Genomic DNA, 26,188 nt, shown 5'->3' with positions numbered 1-26,188 from the left:
GGGCTCGAGGTGAGTCGATCGCGGGTTCCGTCAATCGCTCCATCCAGGCCACAGCCGTACGCATGTTGAGGGCGCCAAGCGTCCCGCCGACTGCAGACCGAAGTCTGGCGTCGGCCGGAAGTCTTAGGGAAGGGGCAACTGCATTCGAACCGCCAATGACGAGCACGGAGCTGGCGACGGCCGACTTCGCTACCAACGGAGCAAGCACGTCCGCATAACGCTGAGAGAGGACGAAGAGAGTCGGATTTCCTTCGGGGACCTCGCCCCGGGATCCATTCCACTCGTTCAGTCCGTCCCACCACACCCTCTGCTGCTCGACCGAACCCCGGATCGAGTCAGGTTGGTTCGGTGTGAACGTTGCGCCGTAGGCTGGTGCAACACTCGACACGGGGCGAAGTCCAAGTCCAGCGGACGCGACGTAGGTTGTCGGCTCGAATCCTGCCACGCGCGACGCTTCCTCCAGTCGCGGGAGTTGCGACCAGGCATCACCCTGGTAGAGCGTTCGCAGCGGAACTACACGCACGGCAGAATCGATGCGTTGAGTCCACGTCGATACCGCCGGCGGGGAGCCGGGAAGCGACCGGAGCATCCTCTGCTCAGGAACCGAGAGGGACTTGCGGTCGGTGCAGGTCACGACGATCGTGAGTTTCTGCGACAACGTGACACCACCTAACTGCGTGTGTTTCGATGCTACTGCACCTGACAGTTTCGATCTATCATTGCGGTGCGTGCAAACCTCGGAAAGGGCGGAGGCTCACATGTCCCAGCGCAAGGCAGTTGTTCTCCTCAGCGGTGGACTCGACTCCACCACAGTTCTCGCGATCGCCAAGAGCCAGGGGTACGAACCGTACGCTCTGAGCTTCCGGTACGGTCAGCGCCACGTCGTGGAGCTTGAAGCCGCGAAGCGCGTGGCGCAAGCACAGGGCGTTGCGCAGCACGTCGTCTGCGACATCGATCTGAGGACGTTTGGAGGGTCGGCGCTTACGTCCGAGACCGATGTGCCGAAGCACGACAGCGCCGAGGAACTCTCCGCCGAGGAGATTCCGGTCACCTACGTGCCGGCACGTAACACGATCTTTCTTTCCTTCGCCCTCGCGTTCGCCGAGGTCGTGGGCGCAACGGACATCTTCATCGGGGTCAACGCGCTTGACTACTCCGGCTACCCCGACTGTCGGCCCGAGTACATCGAGGCGTATGAGGCGATGGCGAACCTCGCCACTCGCGCCGGCGTTGAGGGCGCGCGACTGAAGATCCACACCCCGCTGATCTCCATGACGAAGGCAGACATTGTCCGGGCGGGCACCGAGCTCGGCGCCGATTACTCACTGACGTTGTCCTGCTATGACCCCGACGAATCGGGCCGGTCATGCGGGCACTGCGATTCCTGCCTGCTGCGCATTCGAGGATTCCAGGAGGCTGGGTCGAGCGACCCGGTCACGTACCAAGCGGCCTGATGTCCTACAAGGTCAAGGAAATCTTCTACACCCTCCAGGGAGAGGGAACACACGCCGGGCGCCCCGCGGTCTTCTGCAGGTTCAGCCTTTGCAATCTCTGGACCGGGCACGAGCGGGATCGTCCTCGTGCGATCTGTCAGTTCTGTGACACGGACTTCGTCGGGACTGACGGCCCTGGCGGCGGCAAGTTTGCTACGGCCGACGACCTTGCCGACGCAGTCGAAGCTGCATGGCCGCTCGGCTGGACGTCTAATCGGATGGTGGTTTGCACCGGCGGTGAGCCGCTGCTTCAACTTGATGAGGCGGCCGTCGAGGCGCTTCACCAGCGCGGCTTCTACGTGGCTGTCGAGACCAACGGCACGCGGGTTCCCCCCGCAGGAATTGATTGGCTCTGCGTGAGCCCGAAGATTGGATCGGATCTGGTCGTAACGCGAGGCGACGAACTCAAGTTCGTCTATCCGCAGAAGGACGTGAACCCCGCCAGTTTCGAGCACTTGGAGTTCGGAACGTTCCGAGTCCAGCCGATGGATGGCCCGGACGCCGCGGCCAACACCGCGCTGGCTGTCGACTACTGCCTGAACCACCCGACGTGGCAGCTCAGCCTGCAGACACACAAGTACCTAGGAATCGCATGACCTTCTACGCCGAGCTGGCGCGAGAGTTCTCCTTCGAGTCCGCCCACTACCTGCCGAATGTCCCCGAGGGGCACAAGTGCGGTCGCATGCACGGGCACTCCTACACGGTCGGGATCCACGTGCGCGGTGCTGTCGACGAGCACACGGGGTTCGTCCAAGACTTCGGTGATCTGTCGGCGGCATTCGCTCCGATCGGCAAGCAACTTGATCACTGTCTCCTCAACGAGATCGACGGTCTCGAGAACCCGACAAGCGAGCACCTGGCCCGTTGGCTGTGGGAGCGACTCAGCGGCGAACTCCCGCTCCTTCACGCGATAGTTGTGAGCGAGACGCCGCGCTCGCGGTGCACCTACCGTGGCCAAGCGAACGGAGGCGAGTGATGCTGCCGGAAATGACACGGGCGCTGCCCGACATCCAGGACGAGCAGGACACCCGCGGCATCGCTCTCGACTCGGTCGGGGTCACCGGCGTTCGTACCCCGATCCGCATCACGGACGGCGAGGTGAATGCTGCCGGCGTGGGTTCGGCCGAGTTCGTGGTGACGCTCGCCTCCGATCGCCGCGGTACCCACATGAGCCGAATGATCGAGACCATTGCCGCGGAGTTGCGTGAGTTCGACCCCAGGGGAGCGGCTGCCCTAGTGGCTGGCGCGGCAGACCGACTGGGCGCTGCGAGCGCACGTATCTCGTTCGATCTGCCCGTCTCGTTCGAGGTTCGCGCACCTGTGTCTGACGTGCCGGCCTGGCAGGCGGCCGACGTGAGTTTCTCCGTCGAGGGATCGGCCAAGTCTGCCGCGATGACCACGACGCTGACGACCCATGTGACGAGCCTGTGCCCGTGCAGCAAGGCCATCAGCGACTACGGCGCCCACAACCAGCGGAGCGCGGTGACGCTTTCAATCACCGGTGGTCAGGATGACCTCTACCCGCTGACTCTCAGTGAGATGTTCTCGCTCGCCCGCCAGGTCGGCTCTTGCCCCATCTACCCAGTGATCAAGCGCCCCGATGAGCGATGGATCACGATGGAGGCATACGACCACCCAGCGTTCGTGGAGGACATGGTCCGAGATCTCTCATCGACGTGTCGTGCGCGCGGGCTCAGGCACTCGATCCATGTCCGGAACTTCGAGAGCATCCATAGCCATGACGCGGTTGCCTCGCTGTCGTGGGCGCCCGAAACCAATACCGATAAGCAGGAGCAGCATTGAACGCCCAGACCCGCGACCCGCGCCGCCTCGCATACGGGGCGATCGCGCTCGCCGTCTACATCGGCGCAATCCTCGCCGCGAACATTCTGTCGGCGAACTTTGGTCTCGTTCCGGTCGGCTTCGGGCTTGTTGTCTCAGCAGGAACCTACGCTGCCGGCTTCGCACTCCTTTCGCGCGACTTTGTCCACACCTACCTCGGCGTTCGTGGGGTGCTCCTCGGCATGGCGGTCGGGCTGGTGCTGTCGTGGTTCCTTGCGACTCCCGCGCTGGCAATGGCTTCTGCCGTGGCGTTCCTCGTCGCAGAACTCGCCGACATGCTCGTGTTCCTCTGGGCACGTCCGCGCGGCTTCGTTCGGGCGGCGCTCATCTCCAACTGCGTGTCGGCGCCTGTGGACACCGTGCTCTTCCTCTGGATCGCCGGCTTCCCACTCATGTTCGAGAGCATCGTCGGTCAGATGGTTGGCAAGATCCTCTGGGCGACCATCGTTCCACTCGCGATCTACGTCGGGGTCCGAGCAATCGTAAGATCGCGGACGCGCGGCCGGATGGCTCCACGAGTTTCCGCGCGGGTCGTCACGTCGCCTTCGAAGCGTTCATGAGGATGAAGTCCTGGAGCGCGAGAACCTGGAGCACGTGATTCCCGGTTCCTTTCTTGAGCAGATGCGTGACCCCGTAATAATCACGTTCGTTCCAATTCGACGTGTCGAGTTTGACGACATCAAAGTCCCCGATGGCGTCTCGGTCGGGGACCTCCCACACAACTGCTAGGTCAACTAGGTCAAAGTACTTCTTGCTGGCGCTCGCATCATCGGAGCCGAAGTCGTCGACCAGATCCTCTAGCTTTACCTTGAATTCAAGCCACTTGGTTCGGCGTTGAAACGCGCCGTCTCTGGCTTTGCTCTCTGCGATGCCGAGCGGCACTGGCATGTCCGCGGTGGGCTTCCCGAAGTCGGCCGTTTCGAAGTCGAAGAGACCGTCGAGGCGAGTTCGACTGCCGGGCACAGCTAGCAGAGTGTAGCCAGGGAGATCCCCGGTGCTGAGATGAGCGTAGAAGAGTCCCACCAGTTCGGCCTCGTAGTTGGGCTGATACGAGAAGGCGAGTTGGGCCGGCAAGGGAGAGGTTCTTTCGACTTGCTTTCGGATTCTCTCCGCCTGCTGAGCGATTTCTTCCTTGGCCTCGGCGAACGTGCCCGCCTTGTGAGGTGCCTCATCGTTAGAACGAACCAACCGATCGACGTGACGCGTAAACAGGTTCTGAATCTGCGGCTCTAACCATTCCAGTAGCGCTCGATCGTGCGCAGGGATTGTCTTCCTGCCAAGATCAGGCGAGTACAGCTGGTTGAAGGACACGAGCATGAAGAGGCGCCGCCGGTACTCCGGCTTCATCGTTGCATAGGGGTGATCGGTGGTCTCGCCGATCGGCATGCCTACGGAGGCGACCAGAAGACCACCCTTGACATTCATGTATTGATAGCGCTTGGCGCTGGGTTCCTCGATCGCGGTTCGATAGATGTCTTCGTAGAGGGTGTTCTTGTATGCCCAGCTGGCATAGACCTGGGTCTCATAGCTTCGCAATCGCTGCAGGATCTCCTGGTCGTCAGCCTGGTCGCTGTTCTCGAGTTCCTCGATCTGTGCCTTAAGGTGCTGCTCTAGCCCCTCATGTGTGAGTTCCAGGTAAAGCATCTCGAATCGATTGCTGTCACCCACCTGTCCCGTCCAAATCTCCGCGAGGCTCGCTTTGGTGGCGGCGAACGAGTGCGGGTACTGGAACGTTGGCGTAATTTCGGCCTTTCCGGCGCCAGCGACCCCCTTCAGTTCTAGTTCGACTTTGAGTTCTCGAACCCACTCCGGGCGGCGTCGGTCGGTGGCGCCGACGTTCACCATACCGATTGCCGTGTAAGTCCGGAGGACCAAATCCCAAGTGGAGGTGGTGTTGTACTGCGCGTTACGAAGCCGACCGAACCGGGTGCTGTCATCTACTTTGACAGTGATGCTCGTGCCCCGACCGAAATCTGTTAGGCGGGCTTGCCCATCGACCACATGCTCGAACTTTGGCGGGGTGTCTGCACTTCCGTTGCGAACCCAATCGGCGCCACCTTGGATGGCGTAGGCGACTTCATCGTCTTCGGCCTTCGTGCGAACTTCGAAGGCCGGGTGTCCATAGATGAGGAAAGTCGTTCCGACTCCCTTATGACCGCGGCTAGGCTTCTCGGTTGCCAACTTCGGGCTCAGGTGGGGAGTGAACACCTCTTGCAGTCGGTGGCTCGGTATCCCAACACCGTTGTCGGTCACCGTGATGGTGTTTGCTGTGTCCGCGGCATCCAGTTCGACGCGAATAGTCGGGAGCTCTCCGGCCTTTCGTCCCGGCGCCGCGGAGATGCCATCCCCCCACCGCTCTTCAAGCGCGTCCATAGCGTTTTGGACTGCCTCGGCGAGGACGTCGAACTTTCCGGTGTAGCTATCGAGGACGTTCTTGACGATGTTCCGCGCGTGCGCGGCCAACTCACTCTCTTCCGATGGGCGGAATTGCAATGGATCAAAGGACTGAGGAATGACCTGCACGCGCGCTCCAGAGACTCTCGATGGACAGGTCGAAGACTACCGGTCAAGTCCAGGCTGGGGCACGGATCACGATTCGAATGCACGCAGGCACTTTCTGTGGAACGTCTAGCGAGTTAAGCAATTGACGGCCTATCCTGGACTCGTGCGCGGAGGCCTGGAGCGCTGGAAAAGGGGTGTCGGATCCCACGGGGTTCGACAAGCACTCGCGTACGCGTTCCAGGGGTCGTGTGACTCACACCTCCGCGAGGTGGCCGGCGTCGATGCGCTCACGATCTACGGCGAAGCCGGTCACGTGGGGGTTAGCCGATTCACCGTCGAAGCCGGCGTCATCACCACGGATACCCTCGACGAACAGCAGCTTCGCCGCTGGGTGGACGGCCGTGACCCGGCGACCGATGAGCGTCGAGGTCGAGACCTCACCTCGCCCGCCGCCGACCTGATCCTCGACGGGACGATCAACGCACCGAAGTCCTACAGCATCGCGGCGATGATCAACCCCGACCTCGCGGATGAGTTCGAAGCCCTGCAAGATCGGCTCCGCGACGGCATCATCAAGACCTGGCAGAGCGAGCTGAACGCGCGCCGTGGCGCTGGCGGGAGCATCCGGGAATCCCTTCACCGCATCGAGGTCGTCGAACTACAGCACCGCAGATCGCGGGCGCTCGACCCGCACGTCCACCGGCACCTGTGGCTGAACGTGAAGGTGCTTGGCGAGGATGGCAAGTGGTCGAACGTCGACTCCCGAGTGGCGATGAAGATGCAGACGGTCATCAACGCCGAGGGGGAGCTCGCGGCGCGGACGGATCCGCAGTGGGTCGGCGCCCTCGCGCGTCACGGACTCAGGCTGAACGCTGATGGCGAGATCGCTGAACTCGCACATGCGGTGCGTCCGCTCTCGCGGCGGTCGACTCAGATTGAGGCCAACCGAGCGGTGTTGCTCGCGGCCTGGCGTAGTGACCATCCGGGTCTCGAGCCGAGCCCGGACGAGCTGCACCGGATTGACAGGTTGGCATGGGCGAAGGCGCGCCCGAACAAACCCGGCGACATCAATGAAGAGACATGGGAACGGCTCATCACCGACGAACTCGTCGCGATCGACGACAGGATCTCGCGCGAGCGCGACGAGATCCCCGTGAGGTCCAGATCTCTCGACGAACTGGACCTCGGAATGCTTGCAGCTCAGGCAGTGGTCGAGGCAGATGCGCGGGCAGCGAGTTACGGCGGACGCTTCAGCCTGTTCGACATTCGGGCCGGTGTCACGCGGGCGGTCGCGGCATCCGGGGTGGTCGCGCCGCGCGGAGATCTGCAGGGGCTTATCGACGGGGCCATCGATCGCGCGCTCGAGCAGACGGTCGACCTGCTCGATAGTGAGACAGAACGCCCCGCGCACATCAAGGGATACATGGCTTCGGCCACGGCTGTCGCCAAGGTTGAGCTGGCCGCCCGCTTCGATGCGCTGAGCCGCGCTGGCGTGCGTATCAATGATGACGAGATTGTGGATGCTGCATCCACGGTGCTCAGCGATGGCATCGAGCTCGAGGAACGCCAGGTTGAGGCGGTGGCGGCGATCGCGGGTACGGATTGCCTGGTGTCGGTGACCGGCCCGGCGGGGGCGGGAAAGACCACGATGCTGCGCCTGGCGAAAGCGGCGCTCACGCACCGCGGGCGCCGGATGATCGTGGTCGCCCCAACGAAGAAGGCTGCGTCGGTCGCCGGAAGGGAGATCGGTGCATCGGCCTCAAGCCTGCATGCGCTTCTTGGCGATCACGGATTCCGGTGGGGACGCGACGCGGCCGGCGCCGAGGTCTGGACGCGGCTCACTGTTGGCGAGATCGACCCGGTCACCGGAATCACCTATTCAGGCCCGCGGCGGTATCCGTTCGCGGCAGGCGACCGGATCGTGGTCGACGAGGCCGGAATGGTCGACCTTCACACGGCCAATGCGCTCGCCACAGTCGCTGCCGAGTCCGGTGCCGGGATTGCGATGGTCGGCGACCACCTCCAAGCTCGTCCCGTCGGACACTCGGGTGCGATGGCGATGATGACCCGTCGCGCGACGGCCGTCGTCGAGTTGACCGCCGTACACCGTTTCGTCGATCCGGACTATGCGGCACTCACTCTTCGCATGCGGGAGCCGGCATCCAAAGAAGCTGCGCTCGACGTTGTGAGGGAACTCGCTTATCGCGGCCAGGTCCATCGCGTGTCCGATCACGTTCAAGCGCGCGACGTGATGGTGGAGTCTTACTTCCGCTGGGCTTCCGGTCACGGTCGCGTTGCTCTCGTGACGAGCACCAACGAAGAGGCGAACGCGATCAACGGGGCCATCCAGCAGCGGCGGGTTGAGCGTGGGGAACTGGTGCTCGCTCGCATCGCTGTTGGACAGGGTGAGCAACGGCTGCTCGAAGGCGACGTCGTGCAGACCCGGCGCAATGATCGCGCGACGGGCGTGGAGAACCGCGCGGTGTGGGTTGTGCGTCGCATCACGTCGGCCGGGCTCGAGTTGGTGAGCGTGAATGACTCTGTTGACGTCCGCGTGGTTAACCGCGAGTACGCCGCCGACCACATACATCTCGCATACGCATCGACCGTGCACGGCATCCAGGGTGAGACGGCGGATGCGTCGATCGTCGGCCCGGGCGTGGACGCCTCGGGCCTGTACGTCGGCATGACGCGCGGGCGCGCGCACAACGAGGCGATTGCGATTGCGCGAACGGATACCGCCGCAATGGAGCAGATCGCGCAGAGCATGATGCGCGGCATCCCCGAGGTCAGCATTGACGACTCGGTGCGCGCGGCGCGGAGCGAACTCGGGAGGGCTGCCCGTCCAGCCGAGCATGCGGTCGGCGAGGAAGTGCGGCAACTGAACCATTGGATGCGCACGACGCGACAGACACTGCTCAGCCTCGACAGCCAGGTCGCGGCGAAGGAGGCGGGGGGTCATGGTCGAGCAGGAGGTGACTCGTCGGACGACGATCTGGTCCAGGTGCGTCGCTCGCTGCGCGCTCGGTACGAGTCGGCGGCTCGACGACACGAGGACCTCCTGCGGCGGTACCTCGAGACTGAGCGCAGCGTGGCTGCTCGGGCCCAAGCCGACGATGCCGCGGCTCCGATTGCCGCGCCCGAAGCGCGGACAAGTTCGTTGCTGGGGCGCTGATGCTGATCGATCGGTGCGTGGGCGGTCGAACGGTGGGCGAAGTACCTGATAGAGATTCCTCATGACCGAACTGATTGGCTTTCAGACTCGCGAGGACTGGATGGGGCGCGAGGTCCTCACGCTTGCTGATGTGTGGCCCGACGTGCCCCGCGCAATGATCGTGGGTCTCAACCCCGCGTCGTCGAGCGTCGAGGCGGGCCACTACTACCAGGGCCGGGTTGGTCAGGGTCAGTTGCGCAAACTGGCTGCCGCCGGGTTGTTCCGTGCGCCGGCTGGCCGAAACTTCGAGGATGCTGCGCTCGCCGCAGGAGTCGGCTTCACCGACATCGTCAAGCGGCCGAGTCGTGGCGAAGGCGACGTCGGTGCTGACGAAATCCATTACGGAAGCACGCAACTCGCGGACAACCTCCGATCCCGCCACGTCGGACTGATCGTCAGCGTATTCCGCCACCCCGTGAAGGTGCTGCTCGGGAGCGAGGGTGTGGCGGGCATGCAGTCGAAGCGGACGTCGTGGGGAGCACGAGTGTTCCGGATGCCGGGTCCGTTCGATAAGCGCGAGAATGTCGAGCGCGTCATGTTAGAGCTCTCGTCGCATCTGAAGTCGGGCGGGTAGCGCGCGCGTTCATGGCCGCAGGCGAGTTGAAGCATTCCGCCGATAGCGTGGCGACACTACTGATTGAAGGCGAGGGTCCGCCGTGACGGCAATTGCGATTCACAGTGTCAGGACTGGCAAGGGAATGCCGTTCGAGCCGGTCGGCGTGTGGGTGATCGATGGCGAGCAGGCGGCTCCGTTCTATCCACACCAACACGAGCAGTATCGCGACCGCGGGTGGAAGGCGATTGTTGAGCGGCCCATGGAGTCGGCGGAGCATTGGATCGGGTACAAAGCGAGTACCTCACCGAGCTGGCAACTGTACGAACCCAAGACCCCGCTGTTCGACATCGGCGAGCCCGACGCTGAGTCGGTCTATGAAGAGGTTCGTGGCCAGTTCGAGGCCCAGATGGCCCGCCCTGCATCCGTCGCTTCGCCGGACGGCACGCTTCGCGTCACAGGATTGGCCATCGAGAGCGCAGATCCCGCACCCGGCAACTGGGGATCGAGCCGCTTCGCCATCGCCCAATCCTGGTGGATCGCATCAGAGCTCGTGCGGCGCCATCCCGAGTTGATGGTCTATGAGATGCATCCCGGTGGGGGCCAGTACGATGTGCTCTGCGTCGCGACCCCTGATCAGTTCACTCCAGACCCGCGCATTGTCGCTCCCCGTGTGATGTTGAATCGAGCCGGGACCATTCAGATCCATCGCGGTGGCCAGAGCGAGATCGTGGCTAGCTGGATCTCGGTTCTCGAGGCCGCCGGCCCACATGAGCTCGTCAAAGACATCGAAGCAAGGGCCGGGTGGGGCTCGCCATCATCCAGTCCGTCAACGACCGAACGGGCGATCGGCTATCGCTTCTTCGCGGCCGCGCTCGCGATGCTTGTCAACGACCGGCGTCCGTGGGATGTGCGGAGTGAATCACTCGACAGCTCCGAGTGGGGGCTCTCACGCGCGGGGCTGATCGGCGAATTCGCTGATGTCGATTCTGAGCTCGCCGGGACGCCCAGGCTCGGCATCCATGGGGAGCCCTATAGCCACTACTGGGCCCTTCGGAGAGGAGCCGAGACGGTCGCCGTCGTCTCGATGGAGGGCTACCTCTACCGTCCCGGGGTGGAGCCGCGCGCCTTGATGGACGCGTACCTCAAGTCCGACAAGCGGCTCCTTGCGATGACCACGGATCTGTTGCGGAAGTGGCTGTAGCTCGGACGCCCAGTTGGTGGATCGATGCCGACATACCGGACCGGGTCGACGAGCCCGCTAGTCACCGGCCACCCTGTTGGGTGAAGCGCAGCATCCGGGGGGGATGCCTGGCCACCGTCGCGCCGGCACGCGCAGAGCGGCGCAGGAGTACGATGACTCCCACGCCGCTCTCCTGTTGCGATGGGTCAGCGAGCAACCCCGGCGCCGGTGGATGAGACCGGCTCGGCTACTGGCCCCGTGGCGGAGCGATCCGCAGCGGGGCCGCTAGCTTTTGGGGCGCGGTCGACCTGGACGGTCGCGAACTTCAGCGACGCGCCGATGTTGTCGGCGACGATGTCGCGGGTTTCGCGAGTGTTGCCGGTCTCCTTGTCGGTGTAGGTGCCGAATCGGAGGTCGCCGGCGACGATCACGCTGTCGCCCTTGCGGAGCGACGTCGCGACGTTGCGGGACTGCTGGTTGAAAACGACGACGCGGTGGAACACCGTGCCGACGTCTTCCCACCGGTTGGTGGTCTCGTTGAGGCGCCGGTCGTTGACCGCGATGGTGAAGCGGGCGTACTCGTTGCCCGACTCACCTGCGCCGTGCTCGGGGTCACCGGTGAGGTTGCCCTCGATGGTGACGGGGATTCTCGTGGTCATCCTTCTTCCTTCCGTTCCGAGGTGCCTGGGCGCCTCACTCGGCATGAGCCTGGTTGGCCCATGCGTTCCACTCCTGCTCGTCGACGGCGTTCGCCCACGAGCGGGGCTTGTACCGGTTGTGTCCACGCGAGCATCCACCGGCGTACGCGTTCCTGAGACGTGGGATCGCCAGGCTGAGGCGTTCATGCCACCCGATCGGTCCGAATCCGGCATCCGATGAATCGAACGCGACGCCGTGCGCGATGTGCAGCGCCGAGAGTTCCTCGACGAGGTTGCCGTGCTTGTACCAGCACACCGGCACGATCGATTCTGAGATCTGATAGCGGACGGTGAACCACTCCACCCACTCGCGGAGTGAGTCCCACGCCGCACGAGCGTCCGCATCCGCCAACGTGCGCCAGTCGACGACGCGAGCGCCGATCGGCTCCGATGAGCCCGACCGGGTGCCGGGATCGAAGTCGCTCATGTCCTGAGCCATCAGGTCGTCGAGGTCCGGCGGGTCGCCGTAGTTGGTCATGACGCGGTCCCGTTGAGCGCCTGGAGCTTGCGGCGGAGTGCTTTCAGCGCGATCTCGGATGCTGCGCGACGGGTACGGTGGCGCGACAGCACGGCGTCGCGATCGATGAGTCGGTGCAGCAGTTCGTGGCAGTAGGGATGCATCGGCACGAGGTCGGCGTGACGCTCGCGTGCGACCCAGCGGCCGTCGTCGGTCTGGTGCACGCGGGCGTAGTCGAGGTGGTGCAATTCGAGGTCCCGCTTGCTCGCCGGTCTACCGCAGCCGGCGCAGACAAGGGGATGCAGCACCAGCGACTGCTCCGCGAACCACTCGTCGCGACGCGCGAACCATGCGCGGGATCGGAGGAACGCCGACCGGTAGGCATTGGCATGCAGGGGCTTCCGTCGGTTGGTCATTCTTCACTCACCGCCTCGGCGCGATCAGCAAAGGGCGGGGCAGCGATTGTCGCGCGACGAGCCTCCTCGAACGTGGTCTGCTGCTCTTGCTCGGTCTCGCGCTTGCCGGTCTGGATCGCGCGGGCGTCGCGGCGCTCGTCCCACCCGGCAAGGTCGAGAAGCACGCTGCGCCTGTTGCGATAAGCGAGGAGGCCAGCGCTCGGCGGAAGCCGGCGGATCTCGTCGACCGACATCAGCGGTCGACGCTCATGGTGCTCGCTGGTCGAGTACCCGGCATCCCGCGTTGACCATGAGCGCTGCTCCCGTCGCGTCTCACGCATGCCCAGGAGAGACTCGACGTCGCGCAGGTGATCGACGTGGCTCGCACCGCCGAGAAGGACCTTCGCGGTGGCGGCAGCCCAGATCGTGTCGGCTTCAGCGCGGGACCATGACGTCTCGGCCTGCGAAAGCGCCTGCAGCACTATGAACGTGCAGATGCCCCGGCCGCCGCCGTCGGCCATGATCCGTGGCAGGCTGCCCCAGCGGAACATGTTCGCGATCTCGTCGAGGATCAGTCCGAGCGGGTGGGCAAGTCGTGCACCTGGTGAGGCGAGCGCCCGATTGCGGGCAACCTCGACGATGTCGTCGAGCACCGCGCCGAGCCATCCGCCCATCGCTGATGCACCCGCGGACGAGCCGATCAAGTACAGCGTGTTCGCGGCATCCAGGAACTCTCCAGGTGCCAGTTCAGGGTCGCCAGGCCGAGGCGAGAGCGCATCGCGAATCTGCGGGACGGCGAGCGGCGCGACCGCACCGCTCACTCCGAACCAGATGGACGACACGAGTTTCTCGTCGCCGGCGATCGTGGCGCCCAGGCTGTCGCCCCAGCCCGGCGCGCCGTCTGCCTTGAGGATGTTGACCGCGTCACGGGTCTGCGCCGGGCTCGTTCCCCAGTCGTACAGTTCAGCGATCGACTTACCTCCCACGGCGGCCGCGTGAAGCAGGCGACCCAACGCGACGCCCGCGGCCTGTGCCCACTCGCCATTGGTGCTCGACGCGCCAAGCGCGGTGCCAGTGATGATCGCGTTGCCGCGCTGCATGGCGACCATCGGGTCTTCACAGCCCGCGATCGGGGAGATACGAAGTGGATGCCGTGCGCCTGAGAGCCTCTGCGGGTCGAAGACGTGGACGTCGCCACGCGTCTGCCGCATCCGCATCGTGGCCGTGAGATTGTCGTTCGTCGTCGAGGTCGTGATCAACGGTCCGGACCAGTCGACGATGGCAGAGATCAGCACGCGGTAGCCCTTACCTGAGCGGGGCGGACCTTCAAGTGCGACGGAGTCTTCGATCGAGACGTGGACATCCTGCCCGCGCGAGGTGCCGACGCGCCACCCGACGTCGGTCGGGGTCGGCTTGGCGAGGTCGGGGCGAAGCTGCTTGGCACGCCGCAGGACGGCCTTCCCGGAGAGGTGGTCGCGGACCTCGGCCGACGTGGCGAATCCAGGTCGCGCTCGCAGATCGGCGAGGAAACCGCGGTCGGACTCGCGGTAGCGCCGCAGCGCGACGAGCCCCCACACCACCAGCGCAGCGACGACGATGATGATCGCGACGTCGAGGATGCGGATCCACACGACCGGCATCATGCATCCGCCTGGCGACGCGTACGCGGATGGGTCACCGGTGATCGCGAGAGCGAGTCCCGCGAAGAGGTGTTCGGGCGCTGGGCGGGCGCTGCACACGAGTTGTGTGACCGACTCCGCCAGGAATCCGAACGCGAGAGACAGGACCACCGCTGCCGCGATCACGACCGCGATGGCCTTTCCGAGCATGCCCTGGTTCATCGCGCTCACAACCCCTCAGCTGTCGCCGCAGCGGCGGCGAACCAGGCATCGCGCGTGCGTCGGCGAAGGGCGTCGAAGCGCAACGGACCGGCTTTGAGAGCCGGATCAAACGGGATGATGTGCACCGCCCGGACGTGACCGGCGAACCCCTCCGCGATCCGGTGAGCCGCGGTTGGCGCGGACTCGGATTGCGTGACGATCACGACCGCGCGCTGGGCGAGGACGCCCGACCGCTCATCGCGTCCGCGCAACGCGTCCAGCAGCAATGCGGCTGACTCCGCTGATTCTGGCGTTGCCAGCGTCGGGATGACCAACTGGTAAGAGCTGTCGACCATCCGCAGCCACCGCTCCGCCGACTCATCATTGCCTGAGTCGAAGATGACAAGACGGTAGAACCGAGCCGCGACCTGCATCAGCAGGTCGAACTCGGCCGACGCGATCCGCTGATCGGTGGCAAGCAGTTCCGGGTTCGAGCGGAGCACGTCGTAGCGGTCTGTGGCCTGGTGGTGCACGAACTGGGCGATGTCGGAGACCCCTGCGCTGAGCGTCAGGAGACGGGATGCCTCGGGCAGCAGGTCACGCAGCGTGGTGTCGTACATCCCCTGCTCGGTGCGCCAACCGAGCGTGCCTCGGGTGTCGTTGTTGTCCCACGCGAGCACGTTCCCGCCGCCCTCGCGTGCGTAGACGGCGGAGAGCATGGCGGTTGTCATCGTCTTGCCGACGCCACCTTTACCGTTCGCGATCGCGATGGTGCGGCATCCCGCCCACTGCCTTGAGACGACGGAAGTCCACTCGGCGCGCTGACGATCCGCGGCCGAAGGTCGAACCGCGATTCCGATGCGTCGTGCGACGCCGCGCCAACCCCCCGATGCCGTCGGTGCGGTCGTCGGCGGCTTGAGGAAGGACGGACGAGCGGGCGGCTCCGCAGCCGGTGCGGCGGCGGTCTCCGTCGCAGTTGGCTGCGGAGCCTGTTCGCTCACCTCCTCTCCATCCGTCTGGGTGCGCCCGATGGGTCGGTCGGGCGGGGTGGGTGCGGGTGCCGGCGGCTCGAGGGGCGTCACCTGCCCGTCGGGTGCGACGAGGAGGCGGTGCTTGCCGTGGTCGCCCGAGGTGATCAGTTCGAGCGGCGCACCCGATCGGCGGGCCTCGCTGGTCGCACGCCGGATGATCGCGTGGCGCACGTCGGCGTCGGAGTCAGCTTGGATCTCGTCGCCGTAGCCATCGTGTGTGACGAACGTGATGTGGCGTCCGGTCACGTCGGCGTATGCGCGAGGGTGACTGATGATCGTGCTCATGGCTCACCGCTCCTCGGTGTTCTCGCGGGGACCAGCGCTGAGCCAGCCCTCTATTCCTGTGTCGGTGTCTCGTGCGTCTGGCCACAGTGCGTCGAGCGTCGCGGCGTCGATGACAGGGGGTTCACTGTCATCGCGGTCTGGGGCCGTTACGGCGTCGTCGGTGGTGAAGAGCCGGTACTCCCACTCGGTCGAAGTGGCGAAGCAGTCGACGAGGTAGGCGTACTGGCCGACGTAGGCGAGGAACTCGCCCTTGCGTAGATGCCGAGCCATCTCGACGTGCGGCGCCGGCAGATTGAGGCGGGCGCGGAGTGCCGCCTGCTCCTGGTGGTTCACGCGGAAGATGAACTTGTTCTCGATGTCGCCAACGATCGAGTAGGCGAGTGACCGCTCGAGCGAGCCCTCGTCGCCCACGGCGTCGAGGTCGCCCATCTTGTGCAGGATCACGATGTTGCTGATGCCGTAGTGACGCGAAAGCTTGAGCCACTGCTGGAACATCTGCAGCGACGACAGCGACGTCATGTCACGCCAGCCCTCTTCGCGCACCACGTAGCGGGTGCGCTGAGCCGCGCGGTCCGAGATGACGGCCTGGATCCAGGCGGTCGAGCACACCTGGGTGAGCTGCGCCGCGAGGTCGCCGCGGGCGAAGAGTTCGGACGTGTCGGTGACCACGATCGGAGCCGCCTGGTCGAACTCGACCGTCGACTCGTCCTCGAACAAGCCGGAAAGATCTCCTTCGACGAAGCGGCGGAGCACGAATCGCGGCTGGATCGCGCCGTCTGCAGCGTGGAAGTCGGCGCTCGTGTCTCTCGCGATCGCGCCGAGTTCTTCGTAAACGCCGCGGAGCGTTGGGCGATCTGAGGTGCGGTCGATGCATCGGTCGAGCGCGTCGAGGAGCGCGGCATGCTCGACGGCGGAGAGGCGCGAGCCCAACGTCATCTCGATGAGAGAGATGAGCGTGTTGATGCGGCGCTGCTTGACCATCTGCTCGTGCTGCTCGTCCGTAGCGTCAGTTCTGCGCGGCCCGCGGTCGAGCGGGTTGAGCCGGGTGCCGGTGCCACCGCCGAGTCGGATCACGCGACCGCCCGGAATCGCTTCGGCCACGGTCACCCACTCGCCTTTTGGGTCGGACGGAACCACGACTTGGTGGCCGAACGCGATGGACCGAGTGACGAGGGTCTTCACCGTCGCGGACTTCCCGCCCCGGTATGCACCGAGCACGAGGATGTTCGTCGAGAACGTGCCGCGCTCGGAATCGTCGACGTAGGCCTCCCACGGCGAGAAATGCCAGAGCGCATCGGCGTTCAGATCGACCCCGAGGATCGGCCCGCGGTGGCCCAGTCCGGAGTCGGCGACGAAGGGATAGATCCCCGCGATGTGCTGCGAGGTTGCTTGATGCGCGGGGATCCACGCCTTCGCGAGGTTCCAGTACCCGCCGTGGACGAGACCCGGACCGAACGGACCTGGGACACCAGCCTCAGGTAGGCCGCGGTCGCGACGCGACGTGCGCGCCGGCTTCTGATCCTGGCGAGCTCTGTTGACCTCCCGCTGCAGATCGCGCCGCTCGCGCCTCGTGAGTTCAGCGGGGGTGAAGGATGCCGCGTGCCGCACCATCACTTCATCCCCATCCCAATCGGCAGAGCGTTGACCATCAGCGCCTCCGCCTGCTGGCAGTAAAGGATCTGCGCCTCCATGCCGGCGCGGGAGAGCGCGTTGCGCATGCCGGCGATCGCCTGATCAAGGCGTCCCTCATCAGGTGCGGTGACCGTGAGGTAGGCGCCGTACTGGAACTCGCCGTGGCCTCGAGCTATCTCTTGTTCGCGCTGTTCGAGTGCACGCCAGTCCGCAGCATCCGCCGCCGATCCGTCTGCACCGCGCTTCGCCCGTAGCGATTCGTTGCCGCGCCAGACCTTCTTCTCGTCGCGGATGCGCTTGAGAGCCTTCGATACCGGAACCGGGGTGAGCACGATCGAGAAGATGTGCGTGATCGCTTCGCCGGTGTGGGGCTGCCGTGCGAACACCACCGGCGACAGGAAGCCGACGGGGGAGTCCGAGCGCGGCCACTCGTGGATCCACATCGTGGTGTGCACGCCGGAGTCGGTCATGACGATGCCGTTGCTGCCCTTCGGCTCCTCGAGGTACATCGGGCCGATCGCGGCTGGATCGACGCCCGCGACCCTCTCTGGCCGGTTCTGGACGATGGGGGCAAACTCGGGGTCGAACGACAGCCGCCCGAGCGCGGCGACATCGCGCGGCGAGAGCCAGCGGCGCACCATGATCTTGGCGGACGTGAGGGCGTCGGAGAGGTTGCCAGCTTCGATCTGCGCGAGGGTGATAATCGCTTCCTTGCCGCCGCCGAGCGCCTTCAGTTGAGAACCGAGCGAGACCAGATCGAGGGTCAGCACTATGTAGTTGCGGTGCGCGACCTCGAATCGCTCGGAGCGATCCATGACCTCCTCGTAGTTGTGCGCGACGGGGGAGTCGGGGTTGAGCTTGCGAAGGCGTTGCACCTTCTCGTAGTGCTCGCGGGCCGCGCGGATCGTCGTGGGCAGCGTGCGCTCCTGCAGCGTGACACGCTTGACGCCTGGTCGCTGTGTGAAGGGCCCCAGCACCCGGTCGAACTGCTCGGCGAGATCGAAGCGCTCGGGCAGATCCTGCATGAGGAAGCCCTGCACCTCGAGTTCGGCGATCACCGACACCGAGCGATCGTGTGGGTTGTACGTCGCTGCGATGTTGTTGACATCCCAGAGTTGAATCGACGCGCGAGTGCCCGGAAGGTTGAGGGTTCCGGCCATGCGCGGCCGCTCCGGGCGGAACTTCTCGGTCGTCGCGCCCGTCGCATGGCGGAGTTGCTTCATGAACCACAGTCCCGCCATCCGCGGGGTAGAGACACCGTGGATGCTGGTGAGGGCAGTGACCCCGAACGCCAAGTAGATCGGTGCGCCGTAGAGCAGACCAGGAGGCCCGAAGCGGTTCACGAAGATGAGCAGGACGAGAGCGGCCGCTGTGACGAACGCGAGTTGCCACGGGTCCATGCCCATGACGACGCCCTGCCGCGACCGGCGCGGCAGACGTACGGGGCGCGCGTACTCGGGAGTGCTGGTCATGACGAACTCCGATCAGGCATGGGGGTTTGCGGAGGCTGTGGTGAGCGAGGCGGTGACGTAGAGGCCGGGAGAGTCGGGGTCTGCGCTGCGCGCTGTGTTGTCGTGGTTGAGGTCGCACGCGTCTGGGCGGGGGTCGACGCGCCACGCGGAGTGGTGGACGTCGAGCGGGTTGTCGCGGGCTTTGGCGACGGAGTGGTTGAGCCCGGTCGATTACCCGCAGGGCGGATGCCCGAGGGGAGTGCACCGAGGCGGGTAGGTATCCGGGCGGCGGAGCGACCTGCGCCAGCGGCCATTCGTCCGCCGTGGGAGCCGAGGCGCGATCCAACGCCGTCTGCGGCGACCGCGCCCGCGAAGCTGAAAAGGCCGAACAGCGCGAACGGCGCGAAGGCGACGAGGACGAGGCCGATGATCAGTGGCCACGACTGCGGATTCCAGATGGTCTTCACCGATGCGAGGCCGTTGATGATCAGCGTGACGAACCCGATCGTCAGTGGACCGGTGAGAAGCAGCACCACGACAGCCGACACGTAGCGCACGACCCACTGCGGCCCGATCCCGCGGACGGGGAACAGCATCCATGCCACTGGCCCGACCATGATCAGCGCTGCGAGCACGATGTTGCGGAACGCGAAGACGAGCATGAGGAGCAGCATCCCGAGCATGAGCATGAAGTGGATGAGGAACGCGAAGAAGTAGTTTGCCTGGCCGCCGGCCCACATAACCGACTGGAGCGTGGAGTAGAGGGCGTCGCGGCCGTCGCCGGTGAGGATGTACCAGGTCATGTCATCGACGGCGTTGAGCAGATGACCGGTGAGCCAGAGGGTGATCGGTACGGCGGGGATGGCGATGAAGGAGCGGACGAGCGCACCGACGAGCTCTTGGCGGTCGCCGGAGACGACGGCGGCGGCGATCGCCCAGACCATTGCGCCGAAGGCGATGATGAGGATCGCCCATTGCCAGAAGGACCATTGGTCGAGCGCGGCGGCCCACAGGAGCGTGGAGGTGTCGAAACGCATGTTGTCGGCGACGGAGAACATCATCCCTGTCGCGGCGAGGGCCATGCCGCGGCCGGCGTTCTCGAACGTGACGCAGACGGCGTCACCGATGCTGCAGCCGTACTTCACTTCGAGCGCGCGGCCACCGTCAGCTTGAATCGCCTGCACGTGTCCGTCGAAGGTGGTGCAGACAGTGTTCTTCTTTCCTGTGATGTTCACGCCGATGAAGCACTGCTGCGCTGTGACGCTATTCGGATCCGCCGGCGTGCACGTGACCTGTTCGCTGGCGCTTTGGCAGTCGACTGGGTACGCGGGTGCTGACCATGGCTCGCCGCTGACGGACGCCATCGGCACAACGGCTGCGGCATCTGTCGTCGTCGCGTGCGCAGCCGTTCCTGAGCCGAGCACGAGTGCGATCCCGACGGCGAAGCCGAGGCGGACGACTCGGACGAGGTTCATCAGAATCCGAAGTCGAAGTTCACGAACCAGCCGAAGAGGCCGGATGCCGCGCCCAGCACTGCGGCGGCGATGAAGATCCAGAGGATGTTCTCGCCCGCCCAGGTGCGCACGCGGTCAGATGCGAGACCCCGGAACGCGAGCGCAGCGCCAGCAATGATCAGCATGACCAGGACGACGAGCATCGCCCCCGCGAGGATGTACGACGCGATGACTTGGAAGCCCTGGAAGAACGGGGCCGAGAAGTCCGGTTGGATATCGGGGATATCGACATCCGTCGGCACGGTGTAGGTGTTCATGATCGTTCTCCTTCGCGGTGACTACTTCAGTGGCAGGCCGAGTGCGGCCATGAAGGGCTCGGGAGGTATCGGGTTACCTGATCTGCGGACTTCGAAATGGAGGTGGCAGCCGAAGGACTTGCCGGTGTTGCCTTCGGCGCCGATGGGTGTGCCAGCGGTGATGTCGTCTCCGACGGAGACGCGCAGGGAATCCCACTGCATGTGGCCGTAGAGAGTGACGATGTCGTCGCCGTGATCGATCCGGACGGTGTTGCCGTAGCCCTGATACGAGCCGGCAGTGATGACGCGCCCTGGGCCGGCCGCGAAGATCGTCGCCCCGCATCCCTGGGCCATGTCATAGCCCTGGTGATTCACCGAGCAGTAGCCGCATCCGGTCACCGGATTGTGACCGAAACCACGACCCTTGGAGTAGCCGCCGGCTAGCGGGTAGTTCCAGTCGCCGCTTACGGCGGGTGCGCCATCCGTCGTCGTCTCGGTGGTGCTCGCGGCAGCGCCCATAATCGCGAATGGCATCGCAATGAGCGGGGTGACAAGGAATCCCGCAATAAGCAGAATGCCGAGGAGCGCCCCTGTCAGGATCTTCCGACCAGTCCTCGTGTTGAGGGCTGCTGCGGCGATCACCGGGGCTCCCATGTCAGGGCTCCAAGGGCTCCGTGAAGTAGCGAACCACCTTGCAGTCGCCTGCCTGCTGGTTTGAATCCGGCGTCGGCACGGATGCTTCGCCGCAGAGTACCTGCACGCTCACGCGCACCTGCTCGTCGTAGGACGTTTCGCCGCCGGAGCCGTCTGAGCGAGTGAACGTCAGCGTCACGTCCGACGTGCCGATCGACATATCTCCCGATGCATCGTCCGGTACTGGGACATACGCAATGTCACCCGTCGTCACCGCCACGACGCGGCCATCCTCGCCAGAGAGCGAGTCCCACTCCTCCCGTGGCAGCGCGACGCCCGTCCGGAGTTCGACCTGCGAGTCCTCCATCGCGGATAGCTGATCTGCTTCGGATGTGTAACGGGTGTCGGGTGTGAACCAGGTGTCGAGGTAGCCGAGCCACTCCTCGCGGGTGCTGAGGGTGGTGTCGAAGGTGGAGGCCGCCGCCACGGCGGCAGCGATGTAGGTATCGGCATCCGTGGTGATCGGCTCGGGCGTCCAGCCACGGTCGGCGGCCGACGGATCGACGAACGTGCCGGCGGGCTCGCCGGTCTCTGTCGGCCTGGGTGTGCTCGAGGACGTCGGCTCGCTCGTCGGAGTGGGCCCCGGTTGCGCGAGCATGGCGCCCACGATGATCGCGACAATTCCGGCGATAAGGACGAGTCCGCCGATGATCGCCCACGCGACACCGCGTCGTCCCGAACTCTCGCTCATCATCATCGGTCAGCCCTCCTGATCCTTCAGGACGGCCACCGTGCACGGACGATTTTGCTCGCGCGACGGTCGCCGTGACCGCATCCTAAACACGCGGTGCGGTCGCGGAAAAGGAATCGATGCAAGGTTGTGGATAAGTCTGTTGCGGCTGCCGCCTGTGGAGGAGTCGACCGATGCTTTCCTGAGGGTCGCGTAGTTTATCTCCTGGATCAGGATCTTGTCTGTCGGTCGAACGGGGGACACCGCCGACGGCGCATTTGCTATGCGCAGTCCAACAAGTACCCTACCGATCATCATGGCCACACGGTATACGAGTGTGGGGCGAAAGTAAACAACTAAATAGGATGCTTTGCTGGACTTCGTCGCGGCCCGTGGGCCAGAATTGCCCCATGCCTCGTCTCGCGCAACCAGCGGGCTCTGAAGATGCCCACGACCCGATCGCGCTTCTCGGCAATCTCGTCAAAGCGGCGATCCTCCGCTATCTGCGTTCACACCCTGACGTAACGGTCGGGCCGATCTGTGACGCGCTCGATCTGGGGCCGACGACAATCCAGCCGCGGCTCAATGAGCTCGAGGCGGCCGGCCTCGTGATCGCCGACCCGCCCAGCGTTGCGGGCGAGTCCCGTAAGGGCGTCTGGGTCAAATACAGCGTGAACAACGAGGCCGTCACCGACCTCTACCTTCGTCTCGGGATGGCGATCGGAGAGTTCTGAGCCGTCGTGTGTCGGTGGCCGGAGGTATGCCTGGGGTTAGCCCGAGGAGGTGGTCGCGGTGGATGTCTGGATCTGGGCGGTGGTCGCTGGGCTCTTGCTCGTTGCGCTTGCTGTCGTGCGGTTGAAGCGGCGCGCCCGCGGCGTGTATGTGATCGATCATGTTCAAGTAGAGATGCACCCTGCCTGCGTGGTGGAGGACCGCGTTATTGAGCAGGTGTGGCGATCCGCGCTCTCGATGACGAATCTGTCACGTCGGCCGCGCGCCGTCCCAACCTTCGCCGAGCGGTCTACTGTGCGCGCCGGTCGACGCGAGTACCTCGCGAGTGTCTACTTCGACGTAGACGACCTCGAGATGAATCCGCGCGCAGTTGCGCTGGCATGGATCGAGTACGTGCTGCCGATGGATGCGGTACCCGGTCGGGGTCGCTTGACCCTCCTGGGAGACGATCGACGGCGAAGGGTGTTGGCCTTCGCGATGCGTCCGGAGAGCGACGTGAAGCGGTCGGTGGCCGGGCGCGGAAATCTGCCCAGCATGACCTATCTGTAGCGACTCGGTAAGACCTCTGTCGCCACTCATCTCAAGGTGCCCCCGGAGGGATTCGAACCCCCGACCCTCTCCTTAGGACGGAGTGGCTCTTCCACTGAGCTACGGAGGCCAGCGTTCTGATCTTACCTGTGAGTGTTTGCTTCGATGAATGCCGTGAGCGTCGCCCGCGAGATGTACTTGCCGGACCCTACTTGTGTGTGCTCGATGACCCCATCCTTCATCAGCGCGTGCAATGTCCCGTAGGAGATGCCAAGTTCGCTCGCCGCGTCCTTCAGCTTGAGCAGCATCGGCCCCGACGCCGACAGTTGGCGCTGATCCGAGGTGCCCGGCTCAGGCTGCGATTCGACCACCTGCACGTCGGTGGCCTTCGTCTCCCACCTACCGGCGAACGCCCACGAGGTGGTCAACTCGTCCTTGACCTTCTTCGCTGCGGATTCTTCATCGGCGGCTCGAACCCACAACTCGGCCACTTCGACCTTCGTCACCATCACCTTGAACCGCATGGTCCCTCCTGCGAACGAAGGCCCCGGGGTTGCCCCCAGGGCCCGAGCAGCTCCGTCCTGGAAGCATCGTACGCCGCAAATGCGCCAGTGCGCGGCCCCCCTTGACGTCTCTCTCGGGCTTCCAGGCCATTCGGTTGGGTCCGGGCGTCTGGGCTCGCCGGTCGCGCACCGAGCCCAAATTCTCGAATCTTCGGCACCGGGTCGACCGACAGCCCTCATCGATTTCGGAGTTGCTGCATCGGGGGAAGTTCTATGTCGAATGTCGCTACATCCAGCAGCGTGACGTTGCCGTCCTGCATGTCGCGGTTGAGGCGGACGTCGCGTCGGCTGTCCGTCGTCGTGCCGTCGGCTTTCACGTGCATGTGGCCGTGGCACAGCAGACGTGGGTTGAGCGCGTTCCACACTTCGTCGATGCGAGCACAGGAGTTGGCTGATCTTCGATCAACTTATGGGCGGCGTCGTGCGCGGACGAACCCATCTGGGCGAGCATCTCGTCACGCTGCAGCTGCGTCATCGCGTAGACGACGACGCCGCCCCCGTCGAGCGAGCGCATCATTCTCCCAACCCGAATCGCACAACGCCGTCAGATCATCGGTCCGCGTCCGCGTCCTCGGCGTCAGTAACTTCGGGAGCATTCGTCTCGCCCGTGTGTTGGAGGCGGTTTGCGATCTTGCCCGCGAGGCGTCCGGTCGACATCCGCGCGTTCTCGAGTGTGTTGTTGCCGAAGCGGCCCACGGTCTGAAGCCCGTCTTTGCCTGCGCCGACAACTCCGTCCCGCACGTCGGCGGCCGCGGCAGACCAGCGGCGCGCTTCGAGGAAGTCTCGCTCGTCTGCGAGGCCGAGCGTCAGGTGAAGGTTCCTGACTCCAGCCGCGACCTCGTTGCTTGCGTTCACGACGACCTTGGCCGATACCGGGTTCAGCAGGACCTTGGTGTTCGCGCGACTTGCCGCTGTGTCCATTCTGGCGACGAGTTGCGACGTCGCCTTCGAGATCGCGTCCGTTCGCCGCTGACGCGCCGTGTGCAGCGCGAGTCGATGGCTGTCGAGCTCGTCGGGGGAGGCATCGAGCACGCGGTCGATCTCCAACACCGCCATTGCATCCTGCAACTGGAAGCAACGGGCAAGCACTGCGAGCCACTCCACGACGGTGTCCTGCGCCTGCTTCGACAACTCGGCGAGGTCACCGATCTTCGTTTCCTTTTCCAGCTTCTCGGCTAGCGCGTCGAGTTGGCGCAGGGCATACGCCTGTGTGCGGGCGATCGTGGATGCCGATCCCTGGATCTTCGACCACGTCACCTCCGACACTCGGCCGACCTCTGCCCGAACAACCATCGCCTCGTCGAGCATCATTTCGACGCCGATCATGTCAGCCAGTACGGCGTCTTTCTGGGCGCGGAGGACGTCATCGACCTTGGCGTCGATCTTCGCGAGGTATTCGGTGATCTCCTCCATCTGCTGCTGCATCGCGTACTGGGCCATGATGCCGCCGACGCCGGCGAGGATCGCGGGGTTGGTGAGCATGGCGGTCGCGTTGCCGGGCTTGATGAATTGGAGGTTCTTTGTGAACTGTCCCTCGGCGCCGCGAGTTGTGGCTTGCACGAACTGTCCGCCTGACCGCTGGACTAGGTTCGCGTTCTGCGCGGCGCGTGCGGATTCTTCGGTCAGCTTCATCCAGCGACCGGCATTCGCCGATACCTCTGACGCGGTCTGCAGCGCCGACCCGCTCTTCGCCACTGCCGCGTTCAGCGGTCGCAAATCGAGTTCCCGCGACGGGGCTCCGGTCGATGCGACGAACAGTTCGACGGCGGCGGGTTCGCCGAAGACGAGCAGGCCCCCGCCGTCACTGATCAGTTCTATCTCTTGGCCGGGCTCAATGCTCGGCAGGCCGTCAGGGTCTTCGGTCATGAGGTCGTCCTCTGCTACTGGATTTCGAGGGTCAGTTTGCGAACTCGAACGAGACAGTGGCATCAGGGTCGATACTCGTGATGATGCCCTTGTAGTAGTCCTGCGACTGCTCCTTCAGCAACTCGATGTGGTCGTCGATGTAGGCCTGCTGCTTTTCATCGCTGAGGATGCTGTTGATCATGTCGGTCTCTTCGATCTCTTCAGTGATGAAGCTCAGAAGTCCGTTGCCCTCGATTGGGTCTTCGAAGTGCGGGTCGTCGTACCCGATGAAGATGAACTCGGGAATCGAGATGATGAAGGCGTTCTCCCCAACCGACGCGTCGTCAATCTGCACGTCTGCGCCGTCGATACCGACCTTTGCAGTGAACTCGTACTGGATCATGGTTGTCCGGTCGCCCGCGGGCAACCGCACTCCGAGGATCTCGCCCGGCTCGTTCTCCCTCGCAATCCCCTGAATTCCAAGGGCCAGCAGCGCCACTTCCTCTGTGCGTTCGACCGACTGATAGATCTGCGAGTCGCTCATCTCCGTGGCTGGCATGAAGAATCGCCCGATCACGACACCCGCGACGGCGACGCCTCCGATCAACAGGGTCAGCAGCACGACTAGCAGGACCCTTCCGAAGACCGACCTCTTCCCAGGCGGCTTAGGCGCGGGTGCGGTCACCGAAGGCGGCGCGGCCGTGGTGGTCATGCGTTCAATCTCCCCAGATGCATGCGACGGTGCAGTCCTGTGACTCTATCCGTTCCCTGCGACAGCGAAGGCGCAGACGAGTCAGGAATCGGACGCGGTCGATGTCAATCGGCCGGCAGAGTTTTGCGCTCATCTCACG

Annotated in this window: 26 protein-coding genes and 1 tRNA gene; 10 read left to right on the top strand and 17 right to left on the bottom strand. The window is 64.7% G+C overall.

The genetic code is table 11. The annotated features are described in order from the left end of the window. Positions 1 to 758: 758 nt before the first annotated feature. From queC to B2K11_RS09520, 5 genes are read left to right on the top strand one after another with little or no spacing between them, the layout of a single operon-like run. Positions 759 to 1,454 carry a 7-cyano-7-deazaguanine synthase QueC gene (gene queC / locus B2K11_RS09540; protein ID WP_163618044.1) on the top strand — a complete coding sequence of 232 codons (696 nt, stop codon included), beginning with the start codon at positions 759 to 761 and terminating at the stop codon, positions 1,452 to 1,454. Then, positions 1,454 to 2,089: a 7-carboxy-7-deazaguanine synthase gene (gene queE, locus B2K11_RS09535; RefSeq protein ID WP_163618043.1), complete on the top strand. Its 636-nt coding sequence runs from the start codon at positions 1,454 to 1,456 to the stop codon at positions 2,087 to 2,089. Before queC ends, queE begins: the two co-directional genes overlap by 1 nt. Further along, on the top strand, positions 2,086 to 2,469 hold the full coding sequence (gene queD / locus B2K11_RS09530) for a 6-carboxytetrahydropterin synthase QueD (RefSeq protein ID WP_163618042.1): 384 nt from the start codon (positions 2,086 to 2,088) through the stop codon (positions 2,467 to 2,469). The genes queE and queD overlap by 4 nt, the downstream gene beginning before the upstream one ends. After that, positions 2,469 to 3,296: a GTP cyclohydrolase, FolE2/MptA family gene (locus B2K11_RS09525; RefSeq protein WP_239525928.1), complete on the top strand. Its 828-nt coding sequence runs from the start codon at positions 2,469 to 2,471 to the stop codon at positions 3,294 to 3,296. Before queD ends, B2K11_RS09525 begins: the two co-directional genes overlap by 1 nt. Further along, complete coding sequence (locus B2K11_RS09520) at positions 3,293 to 3,895, top strand: VUT family protein (protein ID WP_204260071.1); 603 nt, start codon at positions 3,293 to 3,295, stop codon at positions 3,893 to 3,895. The genes B2K11_RS09525 and B2K11_RS09520 overlap by 4 nt, the downstream gene beginning before the upstream one ends. On the opposite strand, the gene B2K11_RS09515 is transcribed toward B2K11_RS09520, so the two are convergent. Continuing rightward, the gene (locus B2K11_RS09515) at positions 3,870 to 5,798 is read right to left on the bottom strand and encodes an ATP-binding protein (protein WP_163618041.1); all 1,929 of its coding nucleotides are present in this window, start codon (positions 5,796 to 5,798) and stop codon (positions 3,870 to 3,872) included. The two genes, B2K11_RS09520 and B2K11_RS09515, sit on opposite strands and share 26 nt — an antisense overlap. 307 nt (positions 5,799 to 6,105) lie before the next feature. Between B2K11_RS09515 and B2K11_RS09510 the strand changes: the two genes are divergently transcribed. From B2K11_RS09510 to B2K11_RS09500, 3 genes are all read left to right on the top strand, one after another. Next, positions 6,106 to 9,012: an AAA family ATPase gene (locus B2K11_RS09510; RefSeq protein ID WP_239525901.1), complete on the top strand. Its 2,907-nt coding sequence runs from the start codon at positions 6,106 to 6,108 to the stop codon at positions 9,010 to 9,012. Between the two features lie 61 nt (positions 9,013 to 9,073). After that, positions 9,074 to 9,625: a uracil-DNA glycosylase family protein gene (locus B2K11_RS09505; RefSeq protein WP_163618039.1), complete on the top strand. Its 552-nt coding sequence runs from the start codon at positions 9,074 to 9,076 to the stop codon at positions 9,623 to 9,625. An 82-nt stretch (positions 9,626 to 9,707) separates the two neighbouring features. Continuing rightward, positions 9,708 to 10,808 (top strand): hypothetical protein, encoded by a 1,101-nt coding sequence (locus B2K11_RS09500; protein WP_163618038.1) that lies wholly within the window; start codon positions 9,708 to 9,710, stop codon positions 10,806 to 10,808. 185 nt (positions 10,809 to 10,993) lie between these two features. On the opposite strand, the gene B2K11_RS09495 is transcribed toward B2K11_RS09500, so the two are convergent. The 11 genes from B2K11_RS09495 to B2K11_RS09445 are packed head-to-tail and all read right to left on the bottom strand — an operon-like array spanning position 10,994 to position 21,696. Then, complete coding sequence (locus B2K11_RS09495; protein WP_163618037.1) at positions 10,994 to 11,446, bottom strand: single-stranded DNA-binding protein; 453 nt, start codon at positions 11,444 to 11,446, stop codon at positions 10,994 to 10,996. Between the two features lie 34 nt (positions 11,447 to 11,480). Then, a complete protein-coding gene (locus B2K11_RS09490; protein ID WP_163618036.1) occupies positions 11,481 to 11,963 on the bottom strand; it encodes a hypothetical protein in 483 nt (160 codons plus the stop codon). After that, the gene (locus B2K11_RS09485) at positions 11,960 to 12,358 is read right to left on the bottom strand and encodes a hypothetical protein (RefSeq protein WP_163618035.1); all 399 of its coding nucleotides are present in this window, start codon (positions 12,356 to 12,358) and stop codon (positions 11,960 to 11,962) included. The genes B2K11_RS09490 and B2K11_RS09485 overlap by 4 nt, the downstream gene beginning before the upstream one ends. After that, the gene (locus B2K11_RS09480) at positions 12,355 to 14,166 is read right to left on the bottom strand and encodes a TraM recognition domain-containing protein (RefSeq protein ID WP_239525899.1); all 1,812 of its coding nucleotides are present in this window, start codon (positions 14,164 to 14,166) and stop codon (positions 12,355 to 12,357) included. Before B2K11_RS09480 ends, B2K11_RS09485 begins: the two co-directional genes overlap by 4 nt. Before the next feature lie 17 nt (positions 14,167 to 14,183). After that, positions 14,184 to 15,473, bottom strand: coding sequence for an AAA family ATPase (locus B2K11_RS09475; RefSeq protein WP_163618033.1), 1,290 nt, complete (start codon positions 15,471 to 15,473; stop codon positions 14,184 to 14,186). 3 nt (positions 15,474 to 15,476) lie between these two features. Next, positions 15,477 to 17,084, bottom strand: a complete 1,608-nt coding sequence (locus tag B2K11_RS09470; RefSeq protein ID WP_163618032.1) for a hypothetical protein — start codon at positions 17,082 to 17,084, stop codon at positions 15,477 to 15,479. Continuing rightward, positions 17,084 to 18,577 (bottom strand): SCO6880 family protein, encoded by a 1,494-nt coding sequence (locus B2K11_RS09465; protein WP_163618031.1) that lies wholly within the window; start codon positions 18,575 to 18,577, stop codon positions 17,084 to 17,086. Before B2K11_RS09465 ends, B2K11_RS09470 begins: the two co-directional genes overlap by 1 nt. Next, positions 18,574 to 20,031: a hypothetical protein gene (locus tag B2K11_RS09460; RefSeq protein WP_163618030.1), complete on the bottom strand. Its 1,458-nt coding sequence runs from the start codon at positions 20,029 to 20,031 to the stop codon at positions 18,574 to 18,576. Before B2K11_RS09460 ends, B2K11_RS09465 begins: the two co-directional genes overlap by 4 nt. Continuing rightward, entirely contained in the window at positions 20,031 to 20,327 is a 297-nt protein-coding gene (locus tag B2K11_RS09455) for a hypothetical protein (protein ID WP_163618029.1), read from the bottom strand. The genes B2K11_RS09460 and B2K11_RS09455 overlap by 1 nt, the downstream gene beginning before the upstream one ends. 21 nt (positions 20,328 to 20,348) lie before the next feature. After that, positions 20,349 to 20,948, bottom strand: coding sequence for a M23 family metallopeptidase (locus tag B2K11_RS09450; protein WP_163618028.1), 600 nt, complete (start codon positions 20,946 to 20,948; stop codon positions 20,349 to 20,351). Positions 20,949 to 20,961: 13 nt separating this feature from the next. After that, positions 20,962 to 21,696, bottom strand: a complete 735-nt coding sequence (locus tag B2K11_RS09445; RefSeq protein WP_163618027.1) for a hypothetical protein — start codon at positions 21,694 to 21,696, stop codon at positions 20,962 to 20,964. Between the two features lie 383 nt (positions 21,697 to 22,079). Here B2K11_RS09445 and B2K11_RS09440 point away from each other — a divergent pair, with 383 nt between their 5' ends. Beyond that, complete coding sequence (locus B2K11_RS09440) at positions 22,080 to 22,403, top strand: helix-turn-helix transcriptional regulator (RefSeq protein WP_163618026.1); 324 nt, start codon at positions 22,080 to 22,082, stop codon at positions 22,401 to 22,403. Positions 22,404 to 22,461: 58 nt separating this feature from the next. Next, positions 22,462 to 22,950, top strand: a complete 489-nt coding sequence (locus B2K11_RS09435; protein WP_163618025.1) for a hypothetical protein — start codon at positions 22,462 to 22,464, stop codon at positions 22,948 to 22,950. A 37-nt stretch (positions 22,951 to 22,987) separates the two neighbouring features. Here the strand turns inward: B2K11_RS09435 and B2K11_RS09430 are convergent. The 5 genes from B2K11_RS09430 to B2K11_RS09410 all read right to left on the bottom strand — a co-directional run bounded on the left by B2K11_RS09430 (position 22,988) and on the right by B2K11_RS09410 (position 26,049). Further along, a tRNA-Arg gene (locus B2K11_RS09430) sits at positions 22,988 to 23,059 on the bottom strand. 13 nt (positions 23,060 to 23,072) lie between these two features. After that, a complete protein-coding gene (locus B2K11_RS09425; RefSeq protein WP_163618024.1) occupies positions 23,073 to 23,453 on the bottom strand; it encodes a helix-turn-helix domain-containing protein in 381 nt (126 codons plus the stop codon). A gap of 215 nt (positions 23,454 to 23,668) precedes the next feature. Beyond that, a complete protein-coding gene (locus tag B2K11_RS09420; protein WP_163618023.1) occupies positions 23,669 to 23,857 on the bottom strand; it encodes a hypothetical protein in 189 nt (62 codons plus the stop codon). A gap of 184 nt (positions 23,858 to 24,041) precedes the next feature. Then, positions 24,042 to 25,358, bottom strand: a complete 1,317-nt coding sequence (locus B2K11_RS09415; protein WP_163618022.1) for a hypothetical protein — start codon at positions 25,356 to 25,358, stop codon at positions 24,042 to 24,044. A 31-nt stretch (positions 25,359 to 25,389) separates the two neighbouring features. Further along, positions 25,390 to 26,049: a hypothetical protein gene (locus B2K11_RS09410; protein WP_163618021.1), complete on the bottom strand. Its 660-nt coding sequence runs from the start codon at positions 26,047 to 26,049 to the stop codon at positions 25,390 to 25,392. Between the last annotated feature and the right edge of the window lie 139 nt (positions 26,050 to 26,188).

Source organism: Microbacterium sp. B35-30 (assembly GCF_010634855.1).
In the GTDB taxonomy this organism is placed as follows: Bacteria; Actinomycetota; Actinomycetes; order Actinomycetales; family Microbacteriaceae; genus Microbacterium.
Note: the sequence above shows the minus strand (reverse complement) of the source record. Positions and strands in the feature narration are given on the sequence as shown.

Bases quoted from the DNA above. Each gene is read 5' to 3' on its own strand.
- queC (WP_163618044.1), top strand. From the start codon at position 759: ATGTCCCAGCGCAAGGCAGTTGTTCTCCTCAGCGGTGGACTCGACTCC.
- queE (WP_163618043.1), top strand. From the start codon at position 1,454: ATGTCCTACAAGGTCAAGGAAATCTTCTACACCCTCCAGGGAGAGGGA.
- queD (WP_163618042.1), top strand. From the start codon at position 2,086: ATGACCTTCTACGCCGAGCTGGCGCGAGAGTTCTCCTTCGAGTCCGCC.
- B2K11_RS09525 (WP_239525928.1), top strand. From the start codon at position 2,469: ATGCTGCCGGAAATGACACGGGCGCTGCCCGACATCCAGGACGAGCAG.
- B2K11_RS09505 (WP_163618039.1), top strand. From the start codon at position 9,074: ATGACCGAACTGATTGGCTTTCAGACTCGCGAGGACTGGATGGGGCGC.
- B2K11_RS09495 (WP_163618037.1), bottom strand. From the start codon at position 11,446: ATGACCACGAGAATCCCCGTCACCATCGAGGGCAACCTCACCGGTGAC.
- B2K11_RS09490 (WP_163618036.1), bottom strand. From the start codon at position 11,963: ATGACCAACTACGGCGACCCGCCGGACCTCGACGACCTGATGGCTCAG.
- B2K11_RS09485 (WP_163618035.1), bottom strand. From the start codon at position 12,358: ATGACCAACCGACGGAAGCCCCTGCATGCCAATGCCTACCGGTCGGCG.
- B2K11_RS09480 (WP_239525899.1), bottom strand. From the start codon at position 14,166: ATGCTCGGAAAGGCCATCGCGGTCGTGATCGCGGCAGCGGTGGTCCTG.
- B2K11_RS09475 (WP_163618033.1), bottom strand. From the start codon at position 15,473: ATGAGCACGATCATCAGTCACCCTCGCGCATACGCCGACGTGACCGGA.
- B2K11_RS09470 (WP_163618032.1), bottom strand. From the start codon at position 17,084: ATGGTGCGGCACGCGGCATCCTTCACCCCCGCTGAACTCACGAGGCGC.
- B2K11_RS09465 (WP_163618031.1), bottom strand. From the start codon at position 18,577: ATGACCAGCACTCCCGAGTACGCGCGCCCCGTACGTCTGCCGCGCCGG.
- B2K11_RS09460 (WP_163618030.1), bottom strand. From the start codon at position 20,031: ATGAACCTCGTCCGAGTCGTCCGCCTCGGCTTCGCCGTCGGGATCGCA.
- B2K11_RS09455 (WP_163618029.1), bottom strand. From the start codon at position 20,327: ATGAACACCTACACCGTGCCGACGGATGTCGATATCCCCGATATCCAA.
- B2K11_RS09445 (WP_163618027.1), bottom strand. From the start codon at position 21,696: ATGATGATGAGCGAGAGTTCGGGACGACGCGGTGTCGCGTGGGCGATC.
- B2K11_RS09440 (WP_163618026.1), top strand. From the start codon at position 22,080: ATGCCTCGTCTCGCGCAACCAGCGGGCTCTGAAGATGCCCACGACCCG.
- B2K11_RS09425 (WP_163618024.1), bottom strand. From the start codon at position 23,453: ATGCGGTTCAAGGTGATGGTGACGAAGGTCGAAGTGGCCGAGTTGTGG.
- B2K11_RS09415 (WP_163618022.1), bottom strand. From the start codon at position 25,358: ATGACCGAAGACCCTGACGGCCTGCCGAGCATTGAGCCCGGCCAAGAG.
- B2K11_RS09410 (WP_163618021.1), bottom strand. From the start codon at position 26,049: ATGACCACCACGGCCGCGCCGCCTTCGGTGACCGCACCCGCGCCTAAG.